The following is a 23,811-nucleotide window of genomic DNA, read 5'->3' on the forward strand; positions in this document are numbered from 1 at the left end:
CACTCAAGTGCGGTCAGAACCCGGCACTCAGGCCCAGCAGCCAGCCGCTGCGCGCCAGATCACGCCATTGGCCGCGACTGTTGACGGCGCTGTAGTACCTGGCATCGGCCGAGGTACCCGCGTAGGCAAGCGATGCTGTCCATGGACCCCAGGCCCTGGATAGCGAGATGCGCCAGTCGGCATAGGAAACATCGCTGTAGTTGCGCACCCAGGTATAGCCGCCATGCAGGCCCAAGGTGGCGAGATCGCCCAGCGGATGCTGATAGTTCAGATCCAGATACTGGCTGCCGCGGCTGCTGCCTGCTGGTCGCAGCGCAGTGGCGAACGCCGAGTCGGCGGTACTCTCGCCCAGTCCGAAATAAGGCGTCAGTGCCACAGACCATTTGAGGCTCAGGCCACCATGAGTCGCCCCCAGATAGAGCTCGGTGGTGTCAAAGCGTTTGCTGCTGCCATCGCTTGCGCCCAGGCGGGCGCCGGGATAGCGGTACTGCAAGAGCCCGGCATCCAGCAGCCAGTCAGGCACAAGCTCGCCGCGCCAGCCACCATAGATATCGTGCTCCAGTCCCTGGCCCCGGCCGTAGCTGTTGGTAGAGACATTGGACAGCGACGTGCCCACATAAAAGCCCTTGGGCAAGGCCAGCTCCACTGCGCCCTGAACTGCCGCACCTTGCCAGGTCTGCGAGATGCCGCGAAAGCGGTAGTCACTGATCAGGCTCAGCGAGCCGGTCAAGGAAGACTTGCTGTCGGCCTGCACAGCAGCTGTGACTTCAGCAGCAGATGGCGCTTTTGTTTCCTCGGCAGCAGAGGGTTTTACACAGCTCAAGGCAATCATCAGCAACGCGGAGCTGACGACCCAGGAACGCGATGCGTGAAATGTTTTTTGGGGATGGGAGAAACGCATGATGATGAAGCAAACAGATCAGACTTGCCGCGCCCGCAGGGAACGCGGACAAGCCACAAAGACGAGAAAGCAAGGCCTGAATAGGACCTAGACGAGGCCCAGCACGGTCAGCAGCATGTCGATGAGCTTGATGCCCACAAACGGCACGATCAGCCCGCCCAGGCCATAGATCAGCAGGTTTCGGCGCAGCAGCAGGGCCGCACCCACGGCGCGATACTGCACACCACGCAAGGCCAGCGGCACCAGGGCGATGATGATCAGTGCATTGAAGATCACGGCGCTCAGGATGGCGGAATCTGCGCTGTGCAGCTGCATCACGTTGAGCGCAGCCAGTTGCGGATAAGTGCCCACAAAGGCGGCAGGAATGATGGCGAAGTACTTGGCCACATCATTGGCAATGCTGAAGGTAGTCAACGCGCCGCGCGTCATCAGCATCTGCTTGCCGGTTTCCACCACCTCAATCAGCTTGGTGGGGTTGGAGTCCAGATCCACCATGTTGCCGGCCTCTTTGGCAGCCTGGGTTCCGCTGTTCATGGCCACGGCCACATCGGCCTGGGCCAGGGCCGGAGCATCGTTGGTGCCGTCCCCCGTCATGGCTACCAGGCGGCCCGCCGCCTGGTGCGAGCGGATCAGCTGCAACTTGTCTTCGGGCCGGGCCTCGGCCAGGTAATCATCCACCCCTGCCTCGGCGGCAATGGCGGCTGCCGTCAGCGGGTTGTCGCCCGTCACCATCACTGTCTTTATGCCCATGCGGCGCAGTTCGGCAAAGCGCTCGCGCATGCCTGGCTTGACGATGTCCTTGAGCTCGATCACGCCCAGCACCTTGGCGCCATCGGCCACCACCAAAGGCGTGCTGCCCTTGCGCGAGACGTTGTCCACGGACAGTTGTACCTGAGCCGGGAAGCTGCCTCCCAGCGCCTCGACATGCCGGCGCACGGCATCGGCGGCGCCCTTGCGCAAGCTGCGCAAGCCTTGCGGGCTCTGCAGGTCCACCCCACTCATACGCGTCTGTGCGGTAAAGGGCACGAACTCGCCCGGGAAATCCGCACTGCTGCGATCGGGCAGGCCATGGCGCTCCCTGGCCAGAGCCACCACGCTGCGGCCTTCAGGTGTCTCATCTGCCAGAGACGACAGCTGTGCGGCTTCGGCCAGTTGCGCGGCGTTCACTCCGGGGGCCGGCAGAAACTCGCTGGCCTGGCGGTTGCCCAGGGTGATGGTGCCGGTCTTGTCCAGCAGCAGCACGTCCACATCACCGGCAGCCTCCACGGCCCGGCCCGAAGTGGCGATGACATTGGCCTGCATCATGCGGCTCATGCCGGCCACACCGATGGCCGACAACAGGCCGCCAATCGTGGTCGGAATCAGGCAGACCAGCAGCGCAATCAGCACGGCAATACCGACCACCGAGCCCGTTCCAGCCTGTGACACCGCAAAGGCCGAGAAGGGCCACAGCGTGACAATGACCAGCAGGAAGACCAGCGTCAGCCCCACGAGCAAAATCGTCAGCGCCATCTCGTTCGGAGTCTTCTGGCGCTTGGCCGACTCGACCATGGAGATCATGCGATCCAGGAACGACTCGCCGGGGTTGACCGTGACTTCCACCACCAGCCAGTCCGACAGCACGCGCGTGCCGCCGGTCACCGACGAGAAGTCGCCTCCGGCCTCGCGGATCACGGGCGCGGATTCGCCGGTGATCGCGCTTTCGTCCACCGAAGCAACGCCCTCGATCACCGTGCCGTCAAGCGCAATCGTGTCGCCGGCTTCCACAAAGATGACCACGCCCTTGCGCAGTTCGCTGGCGCGCATGGGAATCCATGAACTGCCGAAATGCGGTTGCTGCAGCAGCTTGGCCACGGTATCGCGCTTCATGCCGCGCAGGCTGGCGGCCCGGGCGCGGCTGCGGCCCTCGGCCAATGCTTCGGCAAAGTTGGCAAACAGCACGGTGAACCACAGCCACAGCGCAATCGCCAGAACAAAGCCGCTGTTCTCGCTGCCCGGCTCCATCAGGCTCTGCCACCACAACAGACTGCTCAGGATCGCACCCAGATACACCACAAACATCACTGGGTTGGCCCACTGCGTACGCGGCGAGAGTTTGCGCACCGCATCCCACAGCGCCGACTTCACCAGCCTGGCATCGAGCAGGCTGCGGCCCGCCGTCATTTTCTTCGTGCTCATGGCTTACTCCTTCACTGCGCTGGTGGCGGGCTGCAAGGCGTCCAGCGCCAGATTGAGCTGCAGCACATTCACACGCGGCTCGCCCAGCAAGCCCAGCGTGCGCTGCTCTGTTTCCTGCGCCAGCAATGGCTGCACCTGGTCTGGCGAGAGCCCTCGCGCCTTCGCCACACGCGGCAGTTGCAGCAGCGCATTGGCCATCGAGATATGCGGATCCAGGCCAGATGCCGACGCAGTGACCGCATCCACCGGCACCGCCTGGTCTGCGGCCAGAGCGTTATCGGCGCGGTACTGCGTGACACGCTGCGCCACGGCTTCGGACAAGTCCTTGTGCGTTGCCCCCTGGTTGCTGGCACCAGACAGGCCGGCGTTGTAGGGCGCAGCAATGTTTGCCCCTTCCTGGCTCGGGTCGGGAGCGACTGTGGCGCTGGGACGGCCATGGAAGTACTGCGGCCCGGTGAATTGCTGGCCGATCAGTGCAGAGCCCACGATCCGGCCCTGGCGTTCGATCAGGCTGCCATTGGCAGCATGGGCAAACAGTGCCTGCGCCACGCCCGTGGTCAGCAAGGGATAGGCAATGCCCGAGACCGCCATCACCAGCAGGGCGGCGCGCACGCTGGAGCCCAGCAGACGTGACCAGGAGGCGGATTGCGCCTCGGGCTGCGCTTGTGCATGGCTTGGCAGCACTGAAGCGCAAAGAGTTTGAGTCGATGTTTTCATGATTTGCTCCCTGGTCTGCAGCCGTGCATGGGCTGCAGAGCATTGGCATCAATTGGATAGAACGTTAGGCGTACAGCTGAGCCGCGAGCATTTGCAGGTGTTCGATCACGGGCCCCAGGGCCAGCGCCGGCAAAAAGGTCAGACCGCCCACCACCAGCACGACAAACACCAGCAGCCCCATGAACAGCGGTGTGGCCGTGGGGAAGGTTCCCGGGCCTGCGGGCACGGTGGCCTTGGCAGCCAGGCTGCCGGCCACGGCCAGCATGGGCACAAGCGTCAGAAAGCGTCCCGCCAGCATGGCCAGGCCCGTGGTGGTGTTGAAGAAGGGCGTGTTGGCATTCAGCCCTGCAAAGGCGGAGCCGTTGTTGGCCGTGGCCGAGGCATAGGCGTAGAGAATCTCCGAGAAGCCATGCGGGCCGCGGTTGTTGAGACTGGCTGCGGCATCCGGCCAGAGCGCGGCCAGCGCCGTGAAGCCCAGAATGCAGGCCGGCGGCACCAGCACCGCAAGCATGACCAGCTTGATCTCGCGCACCTCGATCTTCTTGCCCAGGAATTCAGGGGTACGACCAATCATCATGCCGGCCAGAAACACCGTGAGGATGGCGTACTGAATCAGGTTGATCAGTCCCACGCCGTCGCCGCCGAAGACGCAGTTGAGCATCATCTGCGCCAGCGGCGTGATGGAGCCCAGCGGGGTCAACGAATCATGCATGGCATTGACCGAGCCCGTGGTGGCAGCCGTGGTGGTGGCCACGAACAAGGCCGTATCGGCAATGCCGAAGCGCAGCTCCTTGCCCTCCATATTGCCGCCGCTCTGGGTCAGGCTGTATTGCTGATCGGCTCCGGCGCGCGCCAGCAACTGGCTGCCGTTTTGCTCGGCCACGAAAACCAGGCTCAGAAAGCCGACGAACATCACCATGCAGGCAGCGAACATCACCCAGCCCTGCTTGCGGCGCAGCAGCATGGAGCCAAAGGCATAGGTCATGCCGGCCGGGATCAGCAGCATCGAGAGGATGTGCAGCAGGTTGGTCAGCGGCGTCGGATTCTCGAACGGATGGGCTGCATTCATGCCGAAGAAGCCGCCGCCATTCGTGCCCAGATGCTTGATGCTCTCCAGGCTGGCCACGGGCCCCATCAGCAGTTGCTGCCGGCCTCCTTCGAGCGTCGTCGCCACGGCTTCGGCGTGCAGGGTCTGCGGGATGCCCTGCCAGACATAGACCAGGGCCATGATGAAGGAAAGCGGCAGCAGCACGCGCCAGAAAACGCGCACGAAGTCGACCCAGAAGTTGCCGATATCCTGGGCGCTAGACCGCGCCAGACCGCGCACAAAACCGGCGCCTGCGGCGACACCGGTGGTGGCACCGGCAAACATCAGGAAGGTGATGACCACCATCTGCGTCGCATTGCTCAGGCTGTTCTCACCCGCGTAGGCCTGCCAGTTGGTATTGGTGATGAAGGAGGCTGCGGTATTGAAGGCCAGGTCGGGCGCCTGCGCCGCAATCTCCAGCGGGTTCAGCGGCAGGGCGCCCTGCAGGCGCAGCAGCAGATAACCCAGCAGCATCATCAGCGCATTGCTCAGCACCAGAGCGGCGCCATAGCGCCTCCAGCCCATGCGCTCCTGCGGATTCACGCCCATGACCCGGTAGCTCAGGCGCTCCAGCCAGCCATGGCGCTCGCTGGTAAAGCAGCGCGCCAGCCATTGGCCCATGGGAATCGTCAGCAAGGTTGCCGCAGTCAGTACGGCGGCAAATTCCATCCAGGGTAACCACATGATGTACCCCTTTCACAGACGCGCCAGGGCGCGCACAAAGCCCAGCAGTCCGACAAAGCAGACCACCGTCAGGCTCACAAAAATCAGGTCTTGCAGCACTTGCATGGCGCCCCCTTCAGAATTTCTCGGGGCGCAGCAGCGCATAGCCCAAATAGGCAAACAGCCCCAGCGCCGTCAGGGCGGCCAGGGCTTCAATCCAGGTGATGGTCATTTCATTCCTCCCGCAAGCCGTTCACGCGGCTTGATTGCGATGGAGGAACTGTAGAAATTCGCCCGTCAAGAACGGGTAGAGATTGGACGTGTCGGTATCAAGACGGCATCAAGAAGCGGCCCGATTCGCGGCCGCAGCCTTGGCCAGCCACTGAACGCGCCAGGCCAGCATGCTGACCAGCGCCAGCACAGCCAGGGCCACGGAGCCCACGCCCGTCCAGCCCCAGCGCGACCAGAACCAGCCCGCCCCGGCCCCCAGTACGCTGGAGCCCATGTAGTAGCCCCAGAGGTATAGCGACGATGCGTGCCCCTTGGATTGCGTGGCCAGCCGTCCCACCCAGCCGCTGGCCACCGAATGCGCGACAAAGAAGCCGGCCGTCAGCAGGACCATGCCGGCCACGATGGCAGCCAGGGGCTGCAACAGGGTCAGAACCACGCCGGCGGCCATCAGCAAAGTGCCTGCAATCAGCACCGGGCCGCGACCCAGCCTGTCGGCCAGCCCCCCGGCAATCGGCGACGCCGCCGTGCCCAGCAGATAGGCATAGAAGATATGGCTGATCTGCAGCTGGCTCAGACCATAGGGCGATGCGCTGAGCAGAAAGCCGGCATAGTTGTAGATGCTGACAAACACGCCCATCAGGCCGAAGGCGATCAGGAACAGCAGCGGCAGGCCCGGGTGGCGCAGATGCCGGCCCCAGGCCTGCAGGTGGTAACGGGCACCCAGCCCGGTCTTCTTGATGAAGTTGCGCGAGTTGGGCAGCAGCCAGACAAAGCCCAGGGCCGCCAACAGGTCAAGCACCGAAAGCGCAGCCATGGCGTGGCGCCAGCCCCAGAACTCGGTCATGGCGCTCATGCCGACCCGGCCCAGCATTCCGCCCAGCGCCGTGCCGCCCACATACAGGCCCATGGCAAAGCCCAGGCCGGGCGGATCGATCTCTTCGGACAGATAGGCCATGGCCACGGCGGGCACGCCGCCCAGCAGCAAGCCCTCCAGCGCGCGTGCGGCCAGCAGCGCATGCCACTGCGGCATAAACGAAGCCAGCAGATTGCACAGCGCCGCCAGGGCCATGGAGATGAACATCAGCTTGCGCCGCCCCAGCCCCTCGGACAAGGCCCCTGCCAGCACGATGGAGCCGGCCAGGCAGGCCGTGGATACCGACAGCGCCAGCGCGCTCTGGGCCGGACTGACGGCAAAGCTGTGGGCCAGCTCGGGCAGCAGCGGCTGCACGCAGTACAGCAGGGAGAAGGTGGCAAACCCCGCCAGGAACAGCGCCACGCTGACCCGCCAGTACTCGGGCGTGCCGCGCTTGATCCATACCGGGGCGGCAGAAGCTGGAGGCTGGGCGGGTAAGGATGTGTTCACATCCTGCGGGGCGCTGTTCATGAGGGAAAGATGAGGGCCGAAGACTAGGCCCCTATTGTGCTGCGCATCTGCCAGTTTCCGGAGCCAGCGGCCTTGGGCAATGACGTCGCCCGGCCCGCATTTCCGCAGCATCTCCAAGAATTGGCCCTGCCGTTAAAATAAGCGCCCTCAAGACTTATTCACAGGTCTGCCCTGCATGGGTGCGGGCCTGGTGCGGCAAACGAACCGCCGCACCTTTTGTTGTCACAGCCGGCGTTCTCCGGCTGTATTTACAGCTCTCAATACTGTGTCATACGCCCCAGAAACCCGGCGCCGTCGTACGTTCGCCATCATCTCCCACCCGGACGCGGGTAAGACCACGCTGACCGAAAAGCTGCTGCTGTTCTCGGGCGCGATCCAGATTGCCGGCGCCGTCAAGGGCCGCAAGGCTTCGCGCCACGCCACCTCCGACTGGATGGAAATCGAGAAGCAGCGCGGCATCTCGGTGGCCTCGTCGGTGATGCAGATGAGCTACCGCGACCATGTGATCAACCTGCTCGACACTCCCGGCCACAAGGACTTCTCGGAAGATACCTACCGCGTGCTGACGGCCGTGGACTCGGCGCTGATGGTGATCGATGCGGCCAACGGCGTGGAATCGCAGACCCGCCGCCTGATCGAGGTCTGCCGCCAGCGCAACACCCCCATCATCTCCTTCGTCAACAAGTTCGACCGTGAAGTGCGCGACCCGCTGGACATCATGGACGAAGTCGAGCGCGAACTGGGCATGCCCTGCTGCCCCATCACCTGGCCCGTGGGTCAGGGCAAGAGCTTCGGCGGCATCATCAATCTGCGCACGCAGAGCATGACGGTGTTCACGCCCGGCAGCGACCGCGGCCCCAAGGACTTTGAAGTCATTCCGCTGAGCGAAGGCGACAAGCTGCGCGCGCGCTTTGGCAAGGCTTTCGACGATGCCCTGGAATCCATGGAACTGGCCGTTGGCGCCTCGGCCGAATGGGACCACGAGGCCTTCCTGGCAGGCAAGCTGACCCCCGTGTTCTTCGGCTCCGGTGTGAACAACTTCGGTGTGATGGAAGTGCTGGACGCCGTGGTCGACATGTCGCCCCCGCCCGGCCCGCGCGTTGCCTTCACCGAAGTGAACCGCCAGCGCGCAGAAGTCACCATCAACCCCGAAGACAAGACCTTTGCAGGCGTGGTGTTCAAGGTGCAGGCCAATATGGACAGCAACCACCGCGACCGCATTGCGTTCGTGCGCGTGGCGTCCGGCAAGTACACCCCCGGCATGAAGATGAAGGTGCAGCGCACCGGCAAGGAGCTGCGCCCCACATCCGTGGTGACCTTCATGAGCCAGCGCCGCGAGGCCGTCGACGAGGCCTATGCGGGCGACATCATCGGCTTCACGATTCACGGCGGCGTGCAGCTGGGCGACTCCATCACCGACGGCCCCAATCTGCAGTTCACCGGCCTGCCCTTCTTCGCACCCGAAATGTTCATGACCGTGGTGCTCAAGAACCCGCTGCGTACCAAGCAGCTGCAGCAAGGCCTGATGCAGCTGGGCGAGGAAGGCGCGATCCAGGTCTTCAAGCCCGATGTCGGCGGCAATATGCTGCTGGGCGCTGTGGGTCAGCTGCAGTTCGAAGTGGTGCAGCACCGCCTCAAGACCGAGTACGACTGCGACGTCCGCCTGGAAGGCTGCCAGTACACCGGCGCGCGCTGGATCACGGCCGACTCGCCCGCCGAGCTGCGCGAGTTCGAGAACGCCTACCCCATGCGCCTGGCGCATGATGCGGCCGACACCCTGGCCTATCTGTGCACCAGCCCCTATGACGTGCGCCTGGCGCAGGAGCGTTTCCCCAAGATCCATTTCCACCCGCTGCGCGAGCATGCGGGATTGGCACTGGGCTCAGCGAACTGAGCGTGATCACCCCCTGAGCGGCTTTGCCTAGGTGGCCCCGCCGCTTCCCCCTCTCTGGCGCTACGCGCCGGAGGGGGACGACATCCTCGCTGCGAGGCGGCTCTTGCTCGATGTCTCTGAGTTGGACCGCGCTAGCTTCAGGCGAGGATCAACATCGAGAGAGTTTTCTGTGAGCCAAGAATTTCTGCGTCCTTTGTCTGAACTGCAGACACCTGCCAAGCTGCTGGGCGTGCTGACCGATATCGACGACACGCTGACCACCGACGGCGTGGTGCCCGAGCATGTGGTGGCCGCCATTGCGCGCCTCAAAGATGCGGGTCTGAAAGTGGTGCCCATCACCGGCCGTCCCGTGGGCTGGAGCGTGCCGTTTGCATCGGCCTGGCCCGTGGACGCCATCGTGGCCGAGAACGGTGCCGTGGCCCTGCGCCGCAACGCCCAGGGCGGCCTGGACAAGCTCTACCAGCAATCTGCCGATGAGCGCGCCCGCAACTTTGCCCGTATGCAGCAGGTACTCGAGCAGATCGAGGCCACCGTGCCCGGCGCCAGCCGCGCCACTGATTCGGCCGGCCGCGAATGCGATATCGCCGTGGATCACAGCGAGTTCACGAACATGCCCCAGGCACAGATCGATGAATGCGTGGCCATCATGAAGGCGGCCGGCATGAATGCCACCGTCAGCTCCATCCACATCAACGGCTGGTTCGGCGAGCACAACAAGCTCGAAGGCGCGCGCTGGATCACACGCGAGCTGTTCGACATCGATCTGGACGCCACGCTGGCGCGCTGGGTGTATATCGGCGACTCGACCAACGACCAGCAGATGTTCGAGCACATGCCCCACAGCGTGGGCGTGGCCAATATCGCGCGCTTCGTGCCCCAGCTCAGGCATCTGCCGCGCCATGTGACCACGGCCGAGCGCGGCGACGGCTTTGTGCAGCTTGCCGATCAACTGCTGGCTCAGCAAAAAAAGTAGCTGTAGCCGCTTATTGTTTAATGATTTCAATATCAAAACAATCTGAAATCGTTTGAGAACAAGCGCAAGCAGCTCTCATTTTCAAAGGCCTCCGTGCTTGCCGGCACAGAGGCCTTTTTTGACGCCCATCCATCGCCAAACACGATGCACCCACCCGTACAAGACGACCCCCGGATGCGTAAAAACCCACGGTTGGCACTCACTACAATTTTTGATTCATTTCAAAACATTTCTGAGAGACCAACACCATGCGCATGATTCGCCGCACCTTCGTCGCCACGGCCGTGGCAGCAACAGCCGCCCTGACCGCAGGCACTGCATTTGCCCAGGGCAAGGAAGTCAAGATCGGCTATGCGCTGGCCGTCAACTCCCACTACGGCGCTGCCGCCAACGCCTGGGCCGAAGGCGTGGAAAAAGGCACCAACGGTGCCTACAAGTTCAAGCAGTTCCCCGCCTCCGCCCTGGGTGGCGAGCGCGAGCTGATCGAAGGCCTGCAGCTGGGCACCGTGGAAGCTGCCATCGTCTCCACCGGCGCCCTGAGCAACTTCGTGCCCGATGTGGGCGTGGTGGACATCCCCTTCCTGTTCCGCGACACCCAGCACGCACGTGCCGTGATGGACGGCGCCTTCGGTCAGGACCTGCTGGCCAAGTTCCAGAAGCGCGGCCTGATCGCGCTGGCCTGGGGCGAGCAGGGCTTTCGCCATCTGAGCAACAACAAGCATGCCGTCAATGGCGTGCCCGACCTCAAGGGCCTGAAGATCCGCGTGACCGAGAACCCCGTGCACATCACGGCCTTCCGTACCCTGGGTGCCTCGCCCACCCCCATGTCCTGGCCCGAAGTCATCGGTGCGCTGCAGCAAGGCACGATCGACGGCCAGGAGAACCCCATCTCCGTGCTGGTGTCCGCCAAGCTGTGGCAAGTGCAAAAGCACCTGACCCTGACCTCCCACGTCTATGCCCCCATGGCCCTGATCGTGTCGCCCTCGTTCTGGGGATCGCTGAACGCCGCCCAGAAGACCGCCTTCACCGAAGCCGCCAAGAAGGGCGCGCTGGCCTCGCGCGCCTTTGTGGACAACGTGGAGAAAAAGGGCGTTGAAGAAGCCAAGGCCAACGGCATGAAGGTCGTGGAGAAGGTCGACCAGACCGCCTTCCGCACCGCGCTGGAGCCCGCGTACAAGGAATACGCCAAGAAGTTCGGCCAGAAGACGCTGGACTCCATCACCGCCGTCAAGTAAGCACTGCCAACATGGGCCGGCCTCCGCGGAGGCCGGCCCGTGCATTTTCTCCCTCCTGGGCAAGGCAGATCCTTGCCCGGCTGCGGTCAGCACGAATGGACTTGCGCCAATTCCTGCCGATGATGATGCAGCTCTCAACTTTGTGATGCAGCCAGCTCCTGCGGCGTTCCGTGCCGCTGCCTCTGCTCACCCCCACTCCTATGCTTGATCGTATCGAACGCATTCTCGTGGCCGGCAATCGCTGGCTGCTGATCTTGCTGCTGCTGGCCATGGCCTGCATCGTCTTTGCCAACGTGGTGCTGCGCTACACCACGGGCGACTCCATCGTCTGGGCCGAAGAAGTGGCCCGCCACATGATGATCTGGGTCACTTTCCTGGGCGCAGGCCTGGTGCTGCGCTTTGGCGGCCATGTGGCCATCGACAATCTGCACCGCAGCGTGAGCGCCCGCAAGGCACAGGCCATGCGCGGCTTTGTCGTGCTCATTCTGGCGATCTTCTTTGCCGTGATGACCGTGACCTCGTCGCAGTATGTGTACGCCACGCGCTTTCAGACCACGGCGGCCACGGACATTCCGATCTCCTATATCTACGGCGCCATGCCCGTGGGCTTTGTGCTGATGCTGATCCATCTGCTGTTCATCGCACGCGGCTACATCACCGCTGGCAACTTCGCCGAGTCCGATGAAATGGATGCGGATGCTGCAGCGTCTATATGAAACACCCCCTGAGTCGCTGCGCGCCTTCCCCCTGGAAGGGGGACGACAGCCTAGCTGTGGGGCGGCGCGGCCGGCATAGGCCCTTGCTCGCTGTCCCTGGCTTGGGTCAGCCCAGTTTTATGCGTTGCGCCACGAATCACTGATCGATTGAAACATCATGGGTATCACTTTATTTGTTGCCATCATCGCCCTGCTCACGCTGGGCTTTCCGGTGGCGTTTGCGCTGGCCATCTCGGCAGCCCTGGCGGTCTTTGTCGGCGGACGTTATCCACAGCTGATCGTCTTCAAGGAAATGTTCACGGGCATCGACAGCTTTCCGCTGATGGCCGTGCCCTTCTTCATCCTGGCCGCAGAGCTGATGTCGGGCGGTGCGCTCACGGCCGTGCTGCTGCGCTTTGCCGCCCAGTTCGTCGGCCATCTGCGCGGCGGCCTGGGCTATGCCAATGTGCTGTCGCTGACCATGTTCTCGGGCATCTCGGGCTCGGCCCTGGCCGATGCGGCCGGACCCGGCTCCATGATGGTCAAGATGATGGACAAGGCCGGCTACAGCCGCCCCTATGCGGCCGCGCTGACGGCCAGCACAGCCATCGTCGGCCCCATCATTCCGCCATCGGTGAGCATGATCATCTATGCGCTGCAGGATGAGAACGTGTCCGTGGGCGGCCTGTTCATGGCTGGCTTCATTCCCGGCATTCTGATCGCGCTGGCCATGGCGGCCGTCAACTGGTGGGTCTGCAAGAAGCGCGACTACCGCAGCACCGAGCCGCGCCCCTCGGCGCGCGAGATGTGGAGCACCAGCTTCAAGGCCATCCCCGCACTGATGCTCATCGTGCTCATCGTGGTCGGTATCCGCTTCGGCATCTTCACGCCCACTGAAGCCTCCGTCGTGGCCGTGTTCTATGCGCTGGTCTGCGGCAAATGGGTCTACCGCACGCTCAAGTGGTCGGCCCTGCCCGGCATCCTGGCGCGTTCGGCCATGCTCACGGCCTCGGTGCTGCTGGTGATGGCGACCTCGGCAGCATTTGCCTGGGTGCTCACGGTGGAAGGCATTCCGCAGTATCTGTCCGAGCTGATCGTGAGCTGGGAACTCTCGCCCGTCATGTTCCTGATTGCCGTGAACATTCTGCTGCTGGTCTTCGGCATCTTCATGGAGCCACTGCCCGGCGTGATGATTCTGGTGCCCATTCTCGCGCCCATCGCCTTCAGCCTGGGCATCGATCCCACGCACTTCGCCATGGTGGTGATCGTCAACCTCACGCTGGGCATGATCACGCCGCCGGTCGGCGGCCTGCTGTTCGTGACCGCCGTGTCCACGCGCGTGTCCATCACCGAGCTGACGCGCGAGATGCCGCTGTTCCTGCTGGCCCACTTCGTCGTGCTGTGCCTGCTGACCTTTATCCCCGAGCTGTCGACCTGGCTGCCGCATACGCTGGGCTTTCAGTAAAGCGGACTGTGCTGGACCACAAGGCCTGCGTGCATCACGTGGGCCTTTTTTTCGATCAAATAATCGGTGCTGCGGCTCCATGAACACCATGCACCTGCCTTTGCTGAAATGGCGCGGGTGATGCGTGATGATGGTGGGGGCTGTTTTGGAAGGACGCGCTGCATGTGCTGCATGCGCCATATCGGCCGCCCTTGCGTGCGCGCTACAAGCGACGCTCGCTCACTTCCACGCGCGCCCCCAGCCCCCCGAAATGCTGCACCAGGCGGTCCTTTTGCAAGGCGCTGACGCTATCGTCGAGCAGCGTCAGCGGCAGCCGGGTCTTGAGTTTCAGCAGCTCCTGCGCAGACAGCGTCGTGAAGATTTTCCTGAGCGCCAGCATGACCCTGGCCGGATCGGGTCCCAGCTCCAGCAGGCGCACGGTGTAGAAGATGGTGGAAGAGCGCGTTTCACGCGGCACCAGTGGCGCTTTGGCTGCCTTGGCCTGCACATGCGCCATCAACTCCTCGAGCGAGGCGAACAATGGCCTGGCCGCGCGGTGCGGCTCGTCATGCCACTTCCACAGCACAGGCACTTCGGGCCGGCTCATGTCACCGATCAGCGGGTCGCCATCCAGGCCATGGGTCAGCACCAGCCAGTGCGGGCTCCAGCCATCCGCCACCGCACCGTCGATCCAACGCAGATCACCGGGCGTGCTGGCCTTGAGGTCCAGGCCGAAGCGGTACTCACCAGTCTGAGACCACAGCCCGGCCGTATCGGTGGCACGCTGCATAGCGAGCCAGTTGCCTGCGCCTTCACGCCATGCAGGAAGCTGCAACCACGGCAGCACATCCCTGCAGCCACGCGCCCAGGTCATCCAGGTCTGCACCGCCGGCGGCAGCGGTGGGCGCGCGATCTGCGCCATCCACGCGACACGCGAGGCCGCCAGCTCAGCCGGTGCAGGAAAGTTGCTACGCGAGAAGGACATGGTGCGCGCCGCCTCTTACCGCGCCAGCACCGGCGCCAGCGCCTTGCCGGTATGGGTGCCGATCTTCACCAGCTCCTCGGGAGTTCCCGTGGCCACGATGCGCCCGCCGTCCTTGCCGCCTTCGGGGCCCAGATCGATGATCCAGTCCGCCTCGGCAATCACGTCGAGGTCATGCTCGATGACCACCACGCTGTGGCCGCCGTCGACAAGGCGGTGCAGCACATGGATGAGCTTGTCCACATCGGCCATGTGCAGGCCCACGGTGGGCTCGTCCAGCACGTACAGCGTGTGCGGAGCCTTCTGCCCGCGGCGGCCGATATCATCGCGCACCTTGGTCAGCTCGGTCACCAGCTTGATGCGCTGGGCCTCGCCACCCGACAGCGTGGGCGATGGCTGGCCCAGGGTCAGATAGCCCAGGCCCACGTCTTTCAGCAACTGCAGCGGATGGGCAATCGAGGGCATGGAGGCGAAGAACTCCACGGCCTCGTCGACCTCCATCTTCAGCACATCGCCAATGCTCTTGCCCCGCCAGCTCACGGCCAGGGTTTCGGGGTTGAAGCGCGCACCGTGGCAGACCTCACAAGGCACTTTCACATCGGGCAGAAAGCTCATCTCGATGGTGCGCACGCCCTGGCCTTCGCAGGCCGGGCAACGGCCTTCGCCGGTGTTGAACGAGAAGCGGCCGGCCGCATAACCCCGGGCCTTGGCTTCCAGGGTCTCGGCAAACAGCTTGCGAATCGTGTCCCAGAAGCCGATATAGGTCGCAGGGCAGGAGCGCGGCGTCTTGCCGATCGGTGTCTGATCGACCTCGAGCACGCGATCGATGGTCTCGAAGCCCTTGAGCCCCTTGCAGCCCACGAGCGCCGGCGACTTGCCGTCATCCATGGCATCGCGGCCGGCCTTGGTCGAGCGCTGCTGCACCCAGGCCGCCACATTGCTCAGCAGCACATCGCGCGCCAGCGTGGACTTGCCCGAGCCGGAAACTCCGGTGACGGCTACCAGCCGCTTGAGCGGAACCCGGGCCTCCACGCTCTGCAGATTGTGCAGATTCGCGCCCAGCACCGTGAGCCAGTGCAGTGCGTCGCTGCCCTGCTGCACCACATTTTCAGTAGCAGCTACCGCTTTCTTCTTCTTGGCTTTGGATAGTTTCGTATCTGAAACCTCCTTATCACCGGCGCTAGCAGCTTCTGTATTAATAGCATCTGGCTGCACAGGTGGCTCGCCCTCTCCCACCCACAGACGTGGCTTGAAAGGGTGGCGCATGGCGTGCAGCAGATAGCGCCCCGTGACCGAGTCCTTGGCCGCCATGATGTCATCCACCGTGCCCTCGGCCACCAGACGGCCGCCGCGAATGCCGGCGCTGGGGCCGATGTCGATCACGTGGTCGGCGCGGCGAATCGTGTCTTCGTCGTGCTCCACCACCACCAGCGTGTTGCCCTTGTCGCCTAGCTTGTGCAAGGCATTGAGCAGGATCTGGTTGTCGCGCGCATGCAGGCCGATGGTGGGTTCGTCCAGCACATAGCAGACGCCTTGCAGATTGCTGCCCAGTTGCGCAGCCAGGCGGATGCGCTGGGCCTCACCCCCGCTCAGCGTGGGTGCTCCGCGGTCCAGCGTCAGATAGTTGAGACCGACTTCTTCCAGGAATTCGAGACGGCTCTGGATCTCGGGAATCAGATCGCGTGCAATATCGGCTTCGCGGCCCGTAAGCTCCAGGCCCTGTATCCATTGGCGCACATCGCTGACTGACAGCTGGGCAATATCGGTGATCGCCTCGTCGTGAAACTTCACGGCTCGCGCCACAGGGTTCAGACGTGTGCCGTGGCACTTGGGGCATTCCACCTCGGCCAGATCTTCCACCTCCTGGCCCTCGAACTTCACCTCCCGGCCACGGTTGTCGTCGGCCAGCAAGGTGTCGTCATAGACCTTGCGCTGGTCCTTGGTCAGCTTCACGCCCGTGCCCACGCAATCAGGGCACCAGCCATGCTTGCTGTTGTAGGAGAACAGACGCGGGTCCAGCTCGGCATAGCTGGTGGCGCAGACCGGGCAGGCACGCTGGGTGGAGAAGACCTGCAGCGCGCCGATGCCTGCCGTGCTCTGGCCGCCCTGCATGGCGTCGGCCAGATTCTCGATGCCGGACAGCACATGCAGCACGCCCTTGCCGATTTCCAGCGCCTGGCGCAGATGACCGCGCAGCTCTTTCTCGTTGGCCGCGGTCACCGTCACGCTGGCCACGGGCAGCTCGATGGTGTGTTCCTTGAAGCGGTCAATACGCGGAAAGCCCGTGGTCGGCAGAAACTCGCCGTCCACGCGCAGATGCGTGTAGCCCTTGGGTCTGGCCCAGTCAGCCAGCTCGGTATAGACGCCCTTGCGGTTGACAACCAGCGGACTCAAGAGGCCTATGGTCTGGCCACGGAAATTCGTCATCAGCTGCGCGGCAATGCTTTCCTCGGTCTGCGGCTGCACGATGGCATCGTCATGGATGCAGTGCTGCACGCCCAGCTTCACATAGAGCAGGCGCAGAAAGTGCCAGACCTCGGTGGTCGTTCCCACCGTGGACTTTCGACCGCCACGTGACAGGCGCTGCTCGATGGCCACCGTGGGCGGTATGCCATAGACCGCATCGACCTCGGGACGGCCCGCTGGCTGCACGATGGAGCGCGCATAGGCATTGAGCGATTCGAGATAGCGGCGCTGGCCTTCGTTGAACAGGATGTCGAAAGCCAGCGTGGACTTGCCCGAGCCCGACACCCCGGTCACCACATTGAACTTGCCGCGCGGCACATCCACGCTCAGGGACTTGAGGTTGTGTTCCTTGGCATTGACGATCTCGATCGCGTTCTTGGCCTGCGGCGCCTTTTCGGCCTGTGCCTTGCGCTGGGGCTTGTAGAGCATGGGAGCGACTTCGCGCACCGCCTCGCCGCCCACACCCATGGCCAGGTCGTATTCGCGCAGGGCCTGGGCCGTGTGCGATTCCTTCACATGGCGCACCTCCTCGGGCGTGCCCTCCGCGACGATCAGACCGCCGCCATCACCGCCTTCAGGGCCCAGATCGATCAGCCAGTCGCTGGCGCGAATCACGTCCAGGTTGTGCTCGATGACGATCAGCGAGTGGCCAGCCTCCAGCAGCTTGCGCAATGCGCGCATGAGCTTGGCAATGTCCTCGAAATGCAGGCCGGTCGTGGGCTCGTCGAACAGGAACAGCGTGCCTTTCCTGGCCAGCGACTGCTTGGATTTGGACTGCGCCTTGGCCGCCTCGGCCAGGAAGCCTGCCAGTTTCAAGCGCTGCGCTTCGCCACCCGACAGCGTGGGCACCGGCTGGCCGAGCTTCACATATTCCAGGCCCACATCGACGATGGGCTGCAGCGCGCGGATCACGTCGCGGTCCTGCGCAAACAGCAGCGCGGCCTCGGCCACCGTGAGCTCCAGCACATCGGCCACATTCAGCGGCTGGCCGTTGCGCTCGATTTTCACTTCCAGAATCTCGGGGCGATAACGCGTGCCGTTGCAGTCCGGGCAGCGCAGATAGACGTCCGAGAGGAACTGCATCTCCACATGCTCGAAGCCCGAGCCGCCGCAGGTCGGGCAGCGGCCGTCGCCGCTGTTGAAGCTGAACTTGGCAGCGGTGTAGCCGCGCTGGCGCGACAGTGGAGCCACGGCGAACAGCTCGCGGATCGCATCCCAGGCGCCCACATAGCTGACCGGGTTGGAGCGCGCCGTCTTGCCGATCGGCGACTGGTCCACGAACATCACATCGGCCAGATGGTCCGCGCCCAGCAGGCGCTCGAACGCGCCCGCCGCATCGGTGGGCTTGCCGAAGTGACGCATCAGCGCAGGCACCAGCACATCCTGAATCAGCGTGGATTTTCCCGAGCCCGAAACACCGGTGATGGTGACCAGGCGCTGCAGCGGAAAGTCCACGCTGATGTCCTGCAGATTGTGCTCGCGCGCGCCTTCTAGAATCAGGCGCGGCGTGCTCTCGGTCACCATGCGCTTGAGACCGAAGCCCACCTGCTTGCGGCCGCCCAGATAGGCGCCGGTCAGGGTATCGGCCTGGCGCAGATCTTCGGGCGTGCCGTCGAACACGATCTGGCCGCCGCGTGCACCAGGGCCAGGGCCCATGTCGATCATGCGGTCGGCGGCAAACATCACGGCCGGGTCATGCTCCACCACCACCAGCGTATTGCCCGCATCGCGCAGGCGCTGCATGGCTTCGGTGATGCGCTCCATATCGCGCGGGTGCAGGCCGATCGAAGGCTCGTCAAGCACAAACAAGGTGTTAACCAGCGAAGTGCCCAACGCGGTGGTCAGGTTGATTCGCTGCACCTCGCCGCCGCTCAGCGTGCGGCTCTGGCGGTCCAGCGTGAGGTAGCCTATGCCCACATCGCACAGATACTGCAGCCGCGTCATGACTTCTGCATGCAGCATCTTCAATGCCTGGGCTTCGCCATCATTTTTGACGGCATCGTTGTCTGGCGCCAGCTGCGCAAAGAAGTCGCGCAGGCGCGTGATCGGCAGACGCATCAGATCATGCAGACACAGGCCCGGCAGGCTGTCGAGCTGCTCACGGCTCCAGCCCACCGCCTGCGGCATGAAGCGCTGGTATCGCCCGCCTTCATCGCCGGGCGGCAGCACGGCATCCGCTGCCTGCTTGCCGCCAATACGCCAGAGCAGGCTTTCCGTCTTGAGGCGGGCGCCTCCGCATGTCGGGCATTCGGTGTAGCTGCGGTACTTGGACAACAGCACCCGGATATGCATCTTGTAGGCCTTGCTTTCGAGGTACTCGAAAAAGCGGCGAATGCCATACCAGGTCTGGCTCCACTTGCCGTTCCAGTTGGGCGAGCCTTCGATCACCCAGTCCTTCTGCTCCCGGGTCAGCTTGGACCAGGCCGTATCGCGCGGAATGCCTTCGGCCTCGGAATGGCGCATCAGGTCGTCCTGAATCTCCTTCCAGGCCGGCGTCTGAATCGGCTTGATGACACCGGTGCGCAAGGTGAGCTTTTCATTGGGAATCACCAGACCCCAGTCGACCCCGATGACGCGGCCGAAACCACGGCAGGCATCGCAGGCGCCCACCGCGGAGTTGAAGGAGAACAGCGAGGGAATCGGCTCCTGATAGGTCAGATTGCTCTCGGGGCAATGCAGACCCAGCGAGAACTTCCACAGCTCGGGCTCGGCCGCCTCGGCCGCGCTCTCGGGCAGCACATACACCGTGAGCCTGCCGCTACCGCGCTTGAGGCCCACCTCGATCGCCTCCATGGCGCGGGCGCGCTCGGCCTTGCCGAGGCGAAAGCGGTCGGCAATCACATCCAGCACCTTGATCTTCTCGGGTGCTGGCCTGGATTTTTTCTTGCCCTTGGCGGCCTCGTCAGCTGCTGGGTGAGCGCGCTCCACTTCGCGCTCGGCCTGCACCTTGGTGAAACCGCTGGCAGACAGCCATTGCTCCACCTCTTCGGCCGAGGTATTGGCCGGCAGCTCCACCGGGAAGGTGATGGCAATGCGCGGGTCCCCCGCAGCCTCGCAGCGCTGGGCCAGTTCGGCATAGATGCTGTCCGCCGTGTCGTGGCGCACCGGCAGGGCCGTCCTGCTGTCGAACAACTGGGCCGCGCGCGCAAACAGCAGCTTGAGGTGATCGTTGATCTCCGTCATCGTGCCCACGGTGGAGCGCGAGTTGCGCACCGGGTTGGTCTGATCGATGGCAATCGCTGGTGGCACACCCTCGACCTTGTCCACGGCCGGCTTGTCCATGCGATCGAGAAACTGGCGCGCATAGGCGGAGAAGGTCTCGACATAGCGGCGCTGACCTTCGGCGTACAGCGTGTCGAACACCAGACTGGACTTGCCCGAGCCGCTGGGGCCGGTGACTACGGTCAGCTCACCGGTACGGATATCGATGTCCAGATTGCGAAGATTGTGCTGGCGAGCACCACGGATACGGATCAGGCCCTGCGTCATGTTCTGCGGTCTTTTCTATGGAGGCCAAACATTCTAGGCAGTCCTGGCATGAGCCTTGGGTGCGCATGTGCATTACCGTTTCAGCGTGCAGCCAGGGCCACCACAAAAAAGCCCCGGCTGGCGGGGCTTTGATCGAGTGCTGCTGCCTTCATTTGGACTCTGCCGGTGCATGAATCGCATCCGCACCATGCTTTTCTCCACTCATATCCACCTTGTCACCCGCCTTCATGATGACAAACAGAGCCACGGCAGCAAACACCACAAAACCAATCGCCAGCTTCCACATATCAGTCTCCAGAGTGTTATGAATAAGCAGCTGGTGCAGCCGCTCGTGCCACGCCAGTCAGCACGACCATTGAGCCTGAGCGAGTTTGCGCGTGGCTTACTGCCAGACAGGCTGCACATAAGAAAAAACCCCATGCCTTGCGGCATGGGGTATGAACTTGGAGTAATGGTCTGCATTATCAGCTGCAGCTGCTGGAGACACCGCTTGCGCGGTGCACAAATTAGAAGTTGTGACGGATACCCACGGCGATGGAGCTGAAGTCCTTGCCAGCTGGTGCGTTATATGCAGCACCGCTGTCGTTGTTCACACGGGTGTAGTAACCGTAAACCTTGGAGCGCTTGCTCAGGTTGTAGTTGTAGCCCAGAGTCCACTGGGTAGCTGCGGAGTCGGAAACCTTGCTCCACTTGCTGGCGTGACCAACGTTCACGTGGAACTCGGAAGCACCCATGGCGTACATACCGGACAGGCGGAAGTTGTTGCGTGTGCCGATCAGGTCTTGGTCGTTGCGCTGGTAGTAGGCGCCAACCGTGAATTGACCGAATGTGTACAGACCACGCAGTGCGGCTTGCCAGTTGTCGCCCACCTTGCTGAAACCGGCGCCCAGGTGCAGAGGACCGGTGGCGTAGTTGGCGGCCAGGTCGTAGCCGTTCTTGCGAGGACCGACCGTGGGATCCTTCTCGTGCATCGACACGGAGGCATCCACCGTCAGGCCGCCCATGTTGGGGGTGCGATAGCCGACCTTGTTCTTGGTGCTCAGACCGCCGAACCAGACGGGATCGTAGTACAGCGCATCGGAAGAAGAACCGGTGTCGTGGTTGTGCATGCTGATGTAGTCAGCAGTTGCGTAGTAGGACTCGGGAACGAAGTTGCCCAGACGGATCATGCCGAAGCCGCCGGACAGGTTCACTTCGCTCTGACGCGCAAAGGACATGCCGGAGGTGGGGTGAGTCCAAGCGGAACCGGTACCGGTGTCGGAGTTGAAGCCGGACTCCAGGGTGAAGCCTGCCTTCAGGCCGCCACCCAGATCTTCAGTACCGCGAATGCCCCAGCGGGAAGCATTGTTGTACAGGCCGGACACCGACTCATCGCCCACCTTCTGGCGTTCGACGGTGGTGTTGATACGGCCGTACAGCGTCACGCTGCTCTGTGCCATTGCGGTGGTTGCGCCCATCACAGCCAGTGCGGCCAGTGCGATGCGAGTCATCTTGGTCATTCAGTGCTCCTATGTCCTGGGATAGTGTTTTTTGCACCGCATTGGCTTGTAGGTTGTTGGCCCTCTCGCGGCTAGGTGTGATTCTAGGTTGGCCCCTCTCAAAAGCATGATTTCTATCGCAAAAAAGTAACGCAATGATGCTTTGTTGCCACACTGCTGTAACCCACTAGTGCTGAGACAAATAAAAAAGACCTGCAAAGCACAAGCCTTGCAGATCTTTGGTTCGATGCTGCATAAATTGCAGCATCAGCGCCTGGCATCAGTCTTCGGCGTAGATGTCGCGATCCTTGGTTTCGGGCACGAACAGCGTGCCGATCACGGCCGTCACACCAGCGATGATGATGGGATACCAGAGACCGTTGTACATATTGCCGGTCTGCGCCACGATGGCAAAGGACATGGTGGGCAGCAGACCCCCAAACCAGCCGTTGCCGATGTGATAGGGCAAGCTCATCGAGGTGTAGCGGATGCGTGTCGGGAACAGCTCCACCAGCATGGCCGCGATGGGGCCGTAGACCATGGTCACCAGCAGCACCAGATAGGTCAGGATCACGACCATCATGACCTTGTTCATCTTGGCGGGGTCAGCCTTGGTGGGATAGCCATCCTTGGCCAGTTCTGCCGCCACAGTCTTCTTGAACGCACCGTCCTTGGCCTTGGCGTCTTCAGGGCTCAGGCCCTTGAGCGAGAACGAGGGGATCTCGGTCGCGCCGATACGGATCATGGCCTGCGTGCCTGCAGCCGCATTTTCGGTTTCATAGCTCACGGAACCCGCAGCCAGCACCTGCTTGGCCACGTCGCAGGAGCTGGTGAACTTGGTCGTACCTGTGGGGTTGAACTGGAAGGAGCACTCCGCAGGATCGGCCACGATGACCACCTTGTTCTTGGCCTGAGCCGCAGCCAGATCGGGGTTGGCAGCTTCGGTCAGCGCCTTGAAGGCGGGGAAGTAGGTCAATACGGCCAGAATGCAGCCCAGCATGATGATGGGCTTGCGGCCGATCTTGTCGGACAGCGTGCCGAAGATCACAAAGAAAGGCGTACCGATCAGCAGTGCGGCGGCAATCATCAGATTGGCCGTCACGGCATCGACCTTGAGCTGCTGCGTCAGAAAGAACAGCGCATAGAACTGGCCGGTATACCAGACCACAGCCTGGCCGGCGGTCAGGCCGACCAGCGCCAGAATCACGATCTTGAGGTTCTTCCACTGACCGAAAGACTCAGTCAAAGGCGCCTTGGACACCTTGCCCTCGGCCTTCATCTTCTGGAAGGCAGGAGACTCGGACAGCGTCATACGAATCCAGACCGAGATGGCCAGCAGCAAAATGGAAACCAGGAATGGAATGCGCCAGCCCCAGTCGGCGAACTTCTCTTCGCCCATCGAGGTACGCACGCCCAGAATCACCAGCAGCGACAGGAACAGACCCAGCGTTGCCGTGGTCTGGATCCACGAGGTGTAAGCACCGCGCTTGCCATGCGGCGCATGCTCGGCCACATAGGTGGCAGCGCCGCCGTACTCACCGCCCAGGGCCAGACCTTGCAGCATGCGCAGCGCGATCAGGATGACGGGGGCGGCCACGCCAATGCTGGCGTAGTTGGGCAAGATGCCAACGATGAAGGTGGACAGGCCCATGATCAGGATCGTCACCAGGAAGGTGTACTTGCGCCCGATCATGTCGCCCAGGCGGCCGAACACCAGCGCGCCGAAGGGGCGCACGATGAAGCCTGCCGCAAAGGCCAGCAACGCGAAAATGAAGGCCGATCCTGCATCCAGACCGCTGAAGAACTGCTTGGCGATGATGGCTGCCAGAGATCCGTACAGATAGAAGTCATACCACTCGAAAACGGTTCCGAGTGAAGACGCAAAGATGACTTTGCGCTCTTCCGGGCTCATCGGCCTTGGGGCCGATTTACCTCCCATATGTGCTGTCGCATTGATGGCCATGTTTGTCTCCTAGGTTTTGGAATTTCAGGCG

The 23,811-nt window shown here is 63.1% G+C and carries 16 protein-coding genes; 5 read left to right on the top strand and 11 right to left on the bottom strand.

What is annotated here, in order from left to right; all coding sequences use genetic code 11:
- Positions 1–13: 13 nt before the first annotated feature.
- The 6 genes from CTATCC11996_RS03320 to CTATCC11996_RS03345 form a co-directional block, all read right to left on the bottom strand.
- Positions 14–901, bottom strand: coding sequence for a TorF family putative porin (locus CTATCC11996_RS03320; RefSeq protein ID WP_034348146.1), 888 nt, complete (start codon positions 899–901; stop codon positions 14–16).
- A gap of 87 nt (positions 902–988) precedes the next feature.
- Positions 989–3,079 (bottom strand): potassium-transporting ATPase subunit KdpB, encoded by a 2,091-nt coding sequence (gene kdpB / locus CTATCC11996_RS03325; RefSeq protein WP_003073059.1) that lies wholly within the window; start codon positions 3,077–3,079, stop codon positions 989–991.
- A 3-nt stretch (positions 3,080–3,082) separates the two neighbouring features.
- A complete protein-coding gene (gene kdpC / locus CTATCC11996_RS03330) occupies positions 3,083–3,796 on the bottom strand; it encodes a K(+)-transporting ATPase subunit C (protein WP_034348148.1) in 714 nt (237 codons plus the stop codon).
- Positions 3,797–3,860: 64 nt separating this feature from the next.
- A complete protein-coding gene (kdpA, locus tag CTATCC11996_RS03335; RefSeq protein WP_034348150.1) occupies positions 3,861–5,567 on the bottom strand; it encodes a potassium-transporting ATPase subunit KdpA in 1,707 nt (568 codons plus the stop codon).
- Positions 5,568–5,682: 115 nt separating this feature from the next.
- Positions 5,683–5,778 (bottom strand): K(+)-transporting ATPase subunit F, encoded by a 96-nt coding sequence (gene kdpF / locus CTATCC11996_RS03340; RefSeq protein ID WP_003061706.1) that lies wholly within the window; start codon positions 5,776–5,778, stop codon positions 5,683–5,685.
- A 108-nt stretch (positions 5,779–5,886) separates the two neighbouring features.
- Positions 5,887–7,161: an MFS transporter gene (locus CTATCC11996_RS03345; protein ID WP_003073066.1), complete on the bottom strand. Its 1,275-nt coding sequence runs from the start codon at positions 7,159–7,161 to the stop codon at positions 5,887–5,889.
- Between the two features lie 265 nt (positions 7,162–7,426).
- Between CTATCC11996_RS03345 and CTATCC11996_RS03350 the strand changes: the two genes are divergently transcribed.
- The 5 genes from CTATCC11996_RS03350 to CTATCC11996_RS03370 all read left to right on the top strand — a co-directional run bounded on the left by CTATCC11996_RS03350 (position 7,427) and on the right by CTATCC11996_RS03370 (position 13,423).
- Positions 7,427–9,055, top strand: coding sequence for a peptide chain release factor 3 (locus CTATCC11996_RS03350; protein ID WP_003073068.1), 1,629 nt, complete (start codon positions 7,427–7,429; stop codon positions 9,053–9,055).
- A gap of 169 nt (positions 9,056–9,224) precedes the next feature.
- Entirely contained in the window at positions 9,225–10,028 is an 804-nt protein-coding gene (locus CTATCC11996_RS03355; RefSeq protein WP_003073069.1) for an HAD-IIB family hydrolase, read from the top strand.
- 248 nt (positions 10,029–10,276) lie between these two features.
- A complete protein-coding gene (locus tag CTATCC11996_RS03360; RefSeq protein ID WP_003073071.1) occupies positions 10,277–11,263 on the top strand; it encodes a TRAP transporter substrate-binding protein in 987 nt (328 codons plus the stop codon).
- Between the two features lie 200 nt (positions 11,264–11,463).
- Positions 11,464–11,979 carry a TRAP transporter small permease gene (locus CTATCC11996_RS03365; RefSeq protein ID WP_034348152.1) on the top strand — a complete coding sequence of 172 codons (516 nt, stop codon included), beginning with the start codon at positions 11,464–11,466 and terminating at the stop codon, positions 11,977–11,979.
- A 157-nt stretch (positions 11,980–12,136) separates the two neighbouring features.
- Positions 12,137–13,423: a TRAP transporter large permease gene (locus CTATCC11996_RS03370; RefSeq protein ID WP_003073074.1), complete on the top strand. Its 1,287-nt coding sequence runs from the start codon at positions 12,137–12,139 to the stop codon at positions 13,421–13,423.
- A gap of 202 nt (positions 13,424–13,625) precedes the next feature.
- Here CTATCC11996_RS03370 and CTATCC11996_RS03375 read toward each other — a convergent pair whose 3' ends face one another.
- The 5 genes from CTATCC11996_RS03375 to CTATCC11996_RS03390 all read right to left on the bottom strand — a co-directional run bounded on the left by CTATCC11996_RS03375 (position 13,626) and on the right by CTATCC11996_RS03390 (position 23,780).
- Positions 13,626–14,387 carry a hypothetical protein gene (locus tag CTATCC11996_RS03375; protein WP_003073076.1) on the bottom strand — a complete coding sequence of 254 codons (762 nt, stop codon included), beginning with the start codon at positions 14,385–14,387 and terminating at the stop codon, positions 13,626–13,628.
- A 15-nt stretch (positions 14,388–14,402) separates the two neighbouring features.
- Positions 14,403–20,339: an excinuclease ABC subunit UvrA gene (gene uvrA, locus CTATCC11996_RS03380; protein WP_003073078.1), complete on the bottom strand. Its 5,937-nt coding sequence runs from the start codon at positions 20,337–20,339 to the stop codon at positions 14,403–14,405.
- 148 nt (positions 20,340–20,487) lie between these two features.
- Complete coding sequence (locus CTATCC11996_RS25850) at positions 20,488–20,625, bottom strand: hypothetical protein (RefSeq protein ID WP_003059044.1); 138 nt, start codon at positions 20,623–20,625, stop codon at positions 20,488–20,490.
- A 220-nt stretch (positions 20,626–20,845) separates the two neighbouring features.
- A complete protein-coding gene (locus CTATCC11996_RS03385) occupies positions 20,846–21,838 on the bottom strand; it encodes a porin (protein WP_003073080.1) in 993 nt (330 codons plus the stop codon).
- A gap of 259 nt (positions 21,839–22,097) precedes the next feature.
- The gene (locus CTATCC11996_RS03390) at positions 22,098–23,780 is read right to left on the bottom strand and encodes an MFS transporter (protein WP_003073082.1); all 1,683 of its coding nucleotides are present in this window, start codon (positions 23,778–23,780) and stop codon (positions 22,098–22,100) included.
- Positions 23,781–23,811 lie beyond the last annotated feature (31 nt).

The organism is Comamonas testosteroni ATCC 11996 (assembly GCF_000241525.1).
Classification (GTDB): Bacteria; Pseudomonadota; Gammaproteobacteria; order Burkholderiales; family Burkholderiaceae_C; genus Comamonas; species Comamonas testosteroni.

What these genes read in the sequence shown, in the direction of transcription:
- CTATCC11996_RS03320 (WP_034348146.1), bottom strand. Translation starts at nt 901, where the DNA reads ATGCGTTTCTCCCATCCCCAAAAAACATTTCACGCATCGCGTTCCTGG.
- kdpB (WP_003073059.1), bottom strand. Translation starts at nt 3,079, where the DNA reads ATGAGCACGAAGAAAATGACGGCGGGCCGCAGCCTGCTCGATGCCAGG.
- kdpC (WP_034348148.1), bottom strand. Translation starts at nt 3,796, where the DNA reads ATGAAAACATCGACTCAAACTCTTTGCGCTTCAGTGCTGCCAAGCCAT.
- kdpA (WP_034348150.1), bottom strand. Translation starts at nt 5,567, where the DNA reads ATGTGGTTACCCTGGATGGAATTTGCCGCCGTACTGACTGCGGCAACC.
- kdpF (WP_003061706.1), bottom strand. Translation starts at nt 5,778, where the DNA reads ATGACCATCACCTGGATTGAAGCCCTGGCCGCCCTGACGGCGCTGGGG.
- CTATCC11996_RS03345 (WP_003073066.1), bottom strand. Translation starts at nt 7,161, where the DNA reads ATGAACAGCGCCCCGCAGGATGTGAACACATCCTTACCCGCCCAGCCT.
- CTATCC11996_RS03360 (WP_003073071.1), top strand. Translation starts at nt 10,277, where the DNA reads ATGCGCATGATTCGCCGCACCTTCGTCGCCACGGCCGTGGCAGCAACA.
- CTATCC11996_RS03365 (WP_034348152.1), top strand. Translation starts at nt 11,464, where the DNA reads ATGCTTGATCGTATCGAACGCATTCTCGTGGCCGGCAATCGCTGGCTG.
- CTATCC11996_RS03370 (WP_003073074.1), top strand. Translation starts at nt 12,137, where the DNA reads ATGGGTATCACTTTATTTGTTGCCATCATCGCCCTGCTCACGCTGGGC.
- CTATCC11996_RS03375 (WP_003073076.1), bottom strand. Translation starts at nt 14,387, where the DNA reads ATGTCCTTCTCGCGTAGCAACTTTCCTGCACCGGCTGAGCTGGCGGCC.
- uvrA (WP_003073078.1), bottom strand. Translation starts at nt 20,339, where the DNA reads ATGACGCAGGGCCTGATCCGTATCCGTGGTGCTCGCCAGCACAATCTT.
- CTATCC11996_RS25850 (WP_003059044.1), bottom strand. Translation starts at nt 20,625, where the DNA reads ATGTGGAAGCTGGCGATTGGTTTTGTGGTGTTTGCTGCCGTGGCTCTG.
- CTATCC11996_RS03385 (WP_003073080.1), bottom strand. Translation starts at nt 21,838, where the DNA reads ATGACCAAGATGACTCGCATCGCACTGGCCGCACTGGCTGTGATGGGC.
- CTATCC11996_RS03390 (WP_003073082.1), bottom strand. Translation starts at nt 23,780, where the DNA reads ATGGCCATCAATGCGACAGCACATATGGGAGGTAAATCGGCCCCAAGG.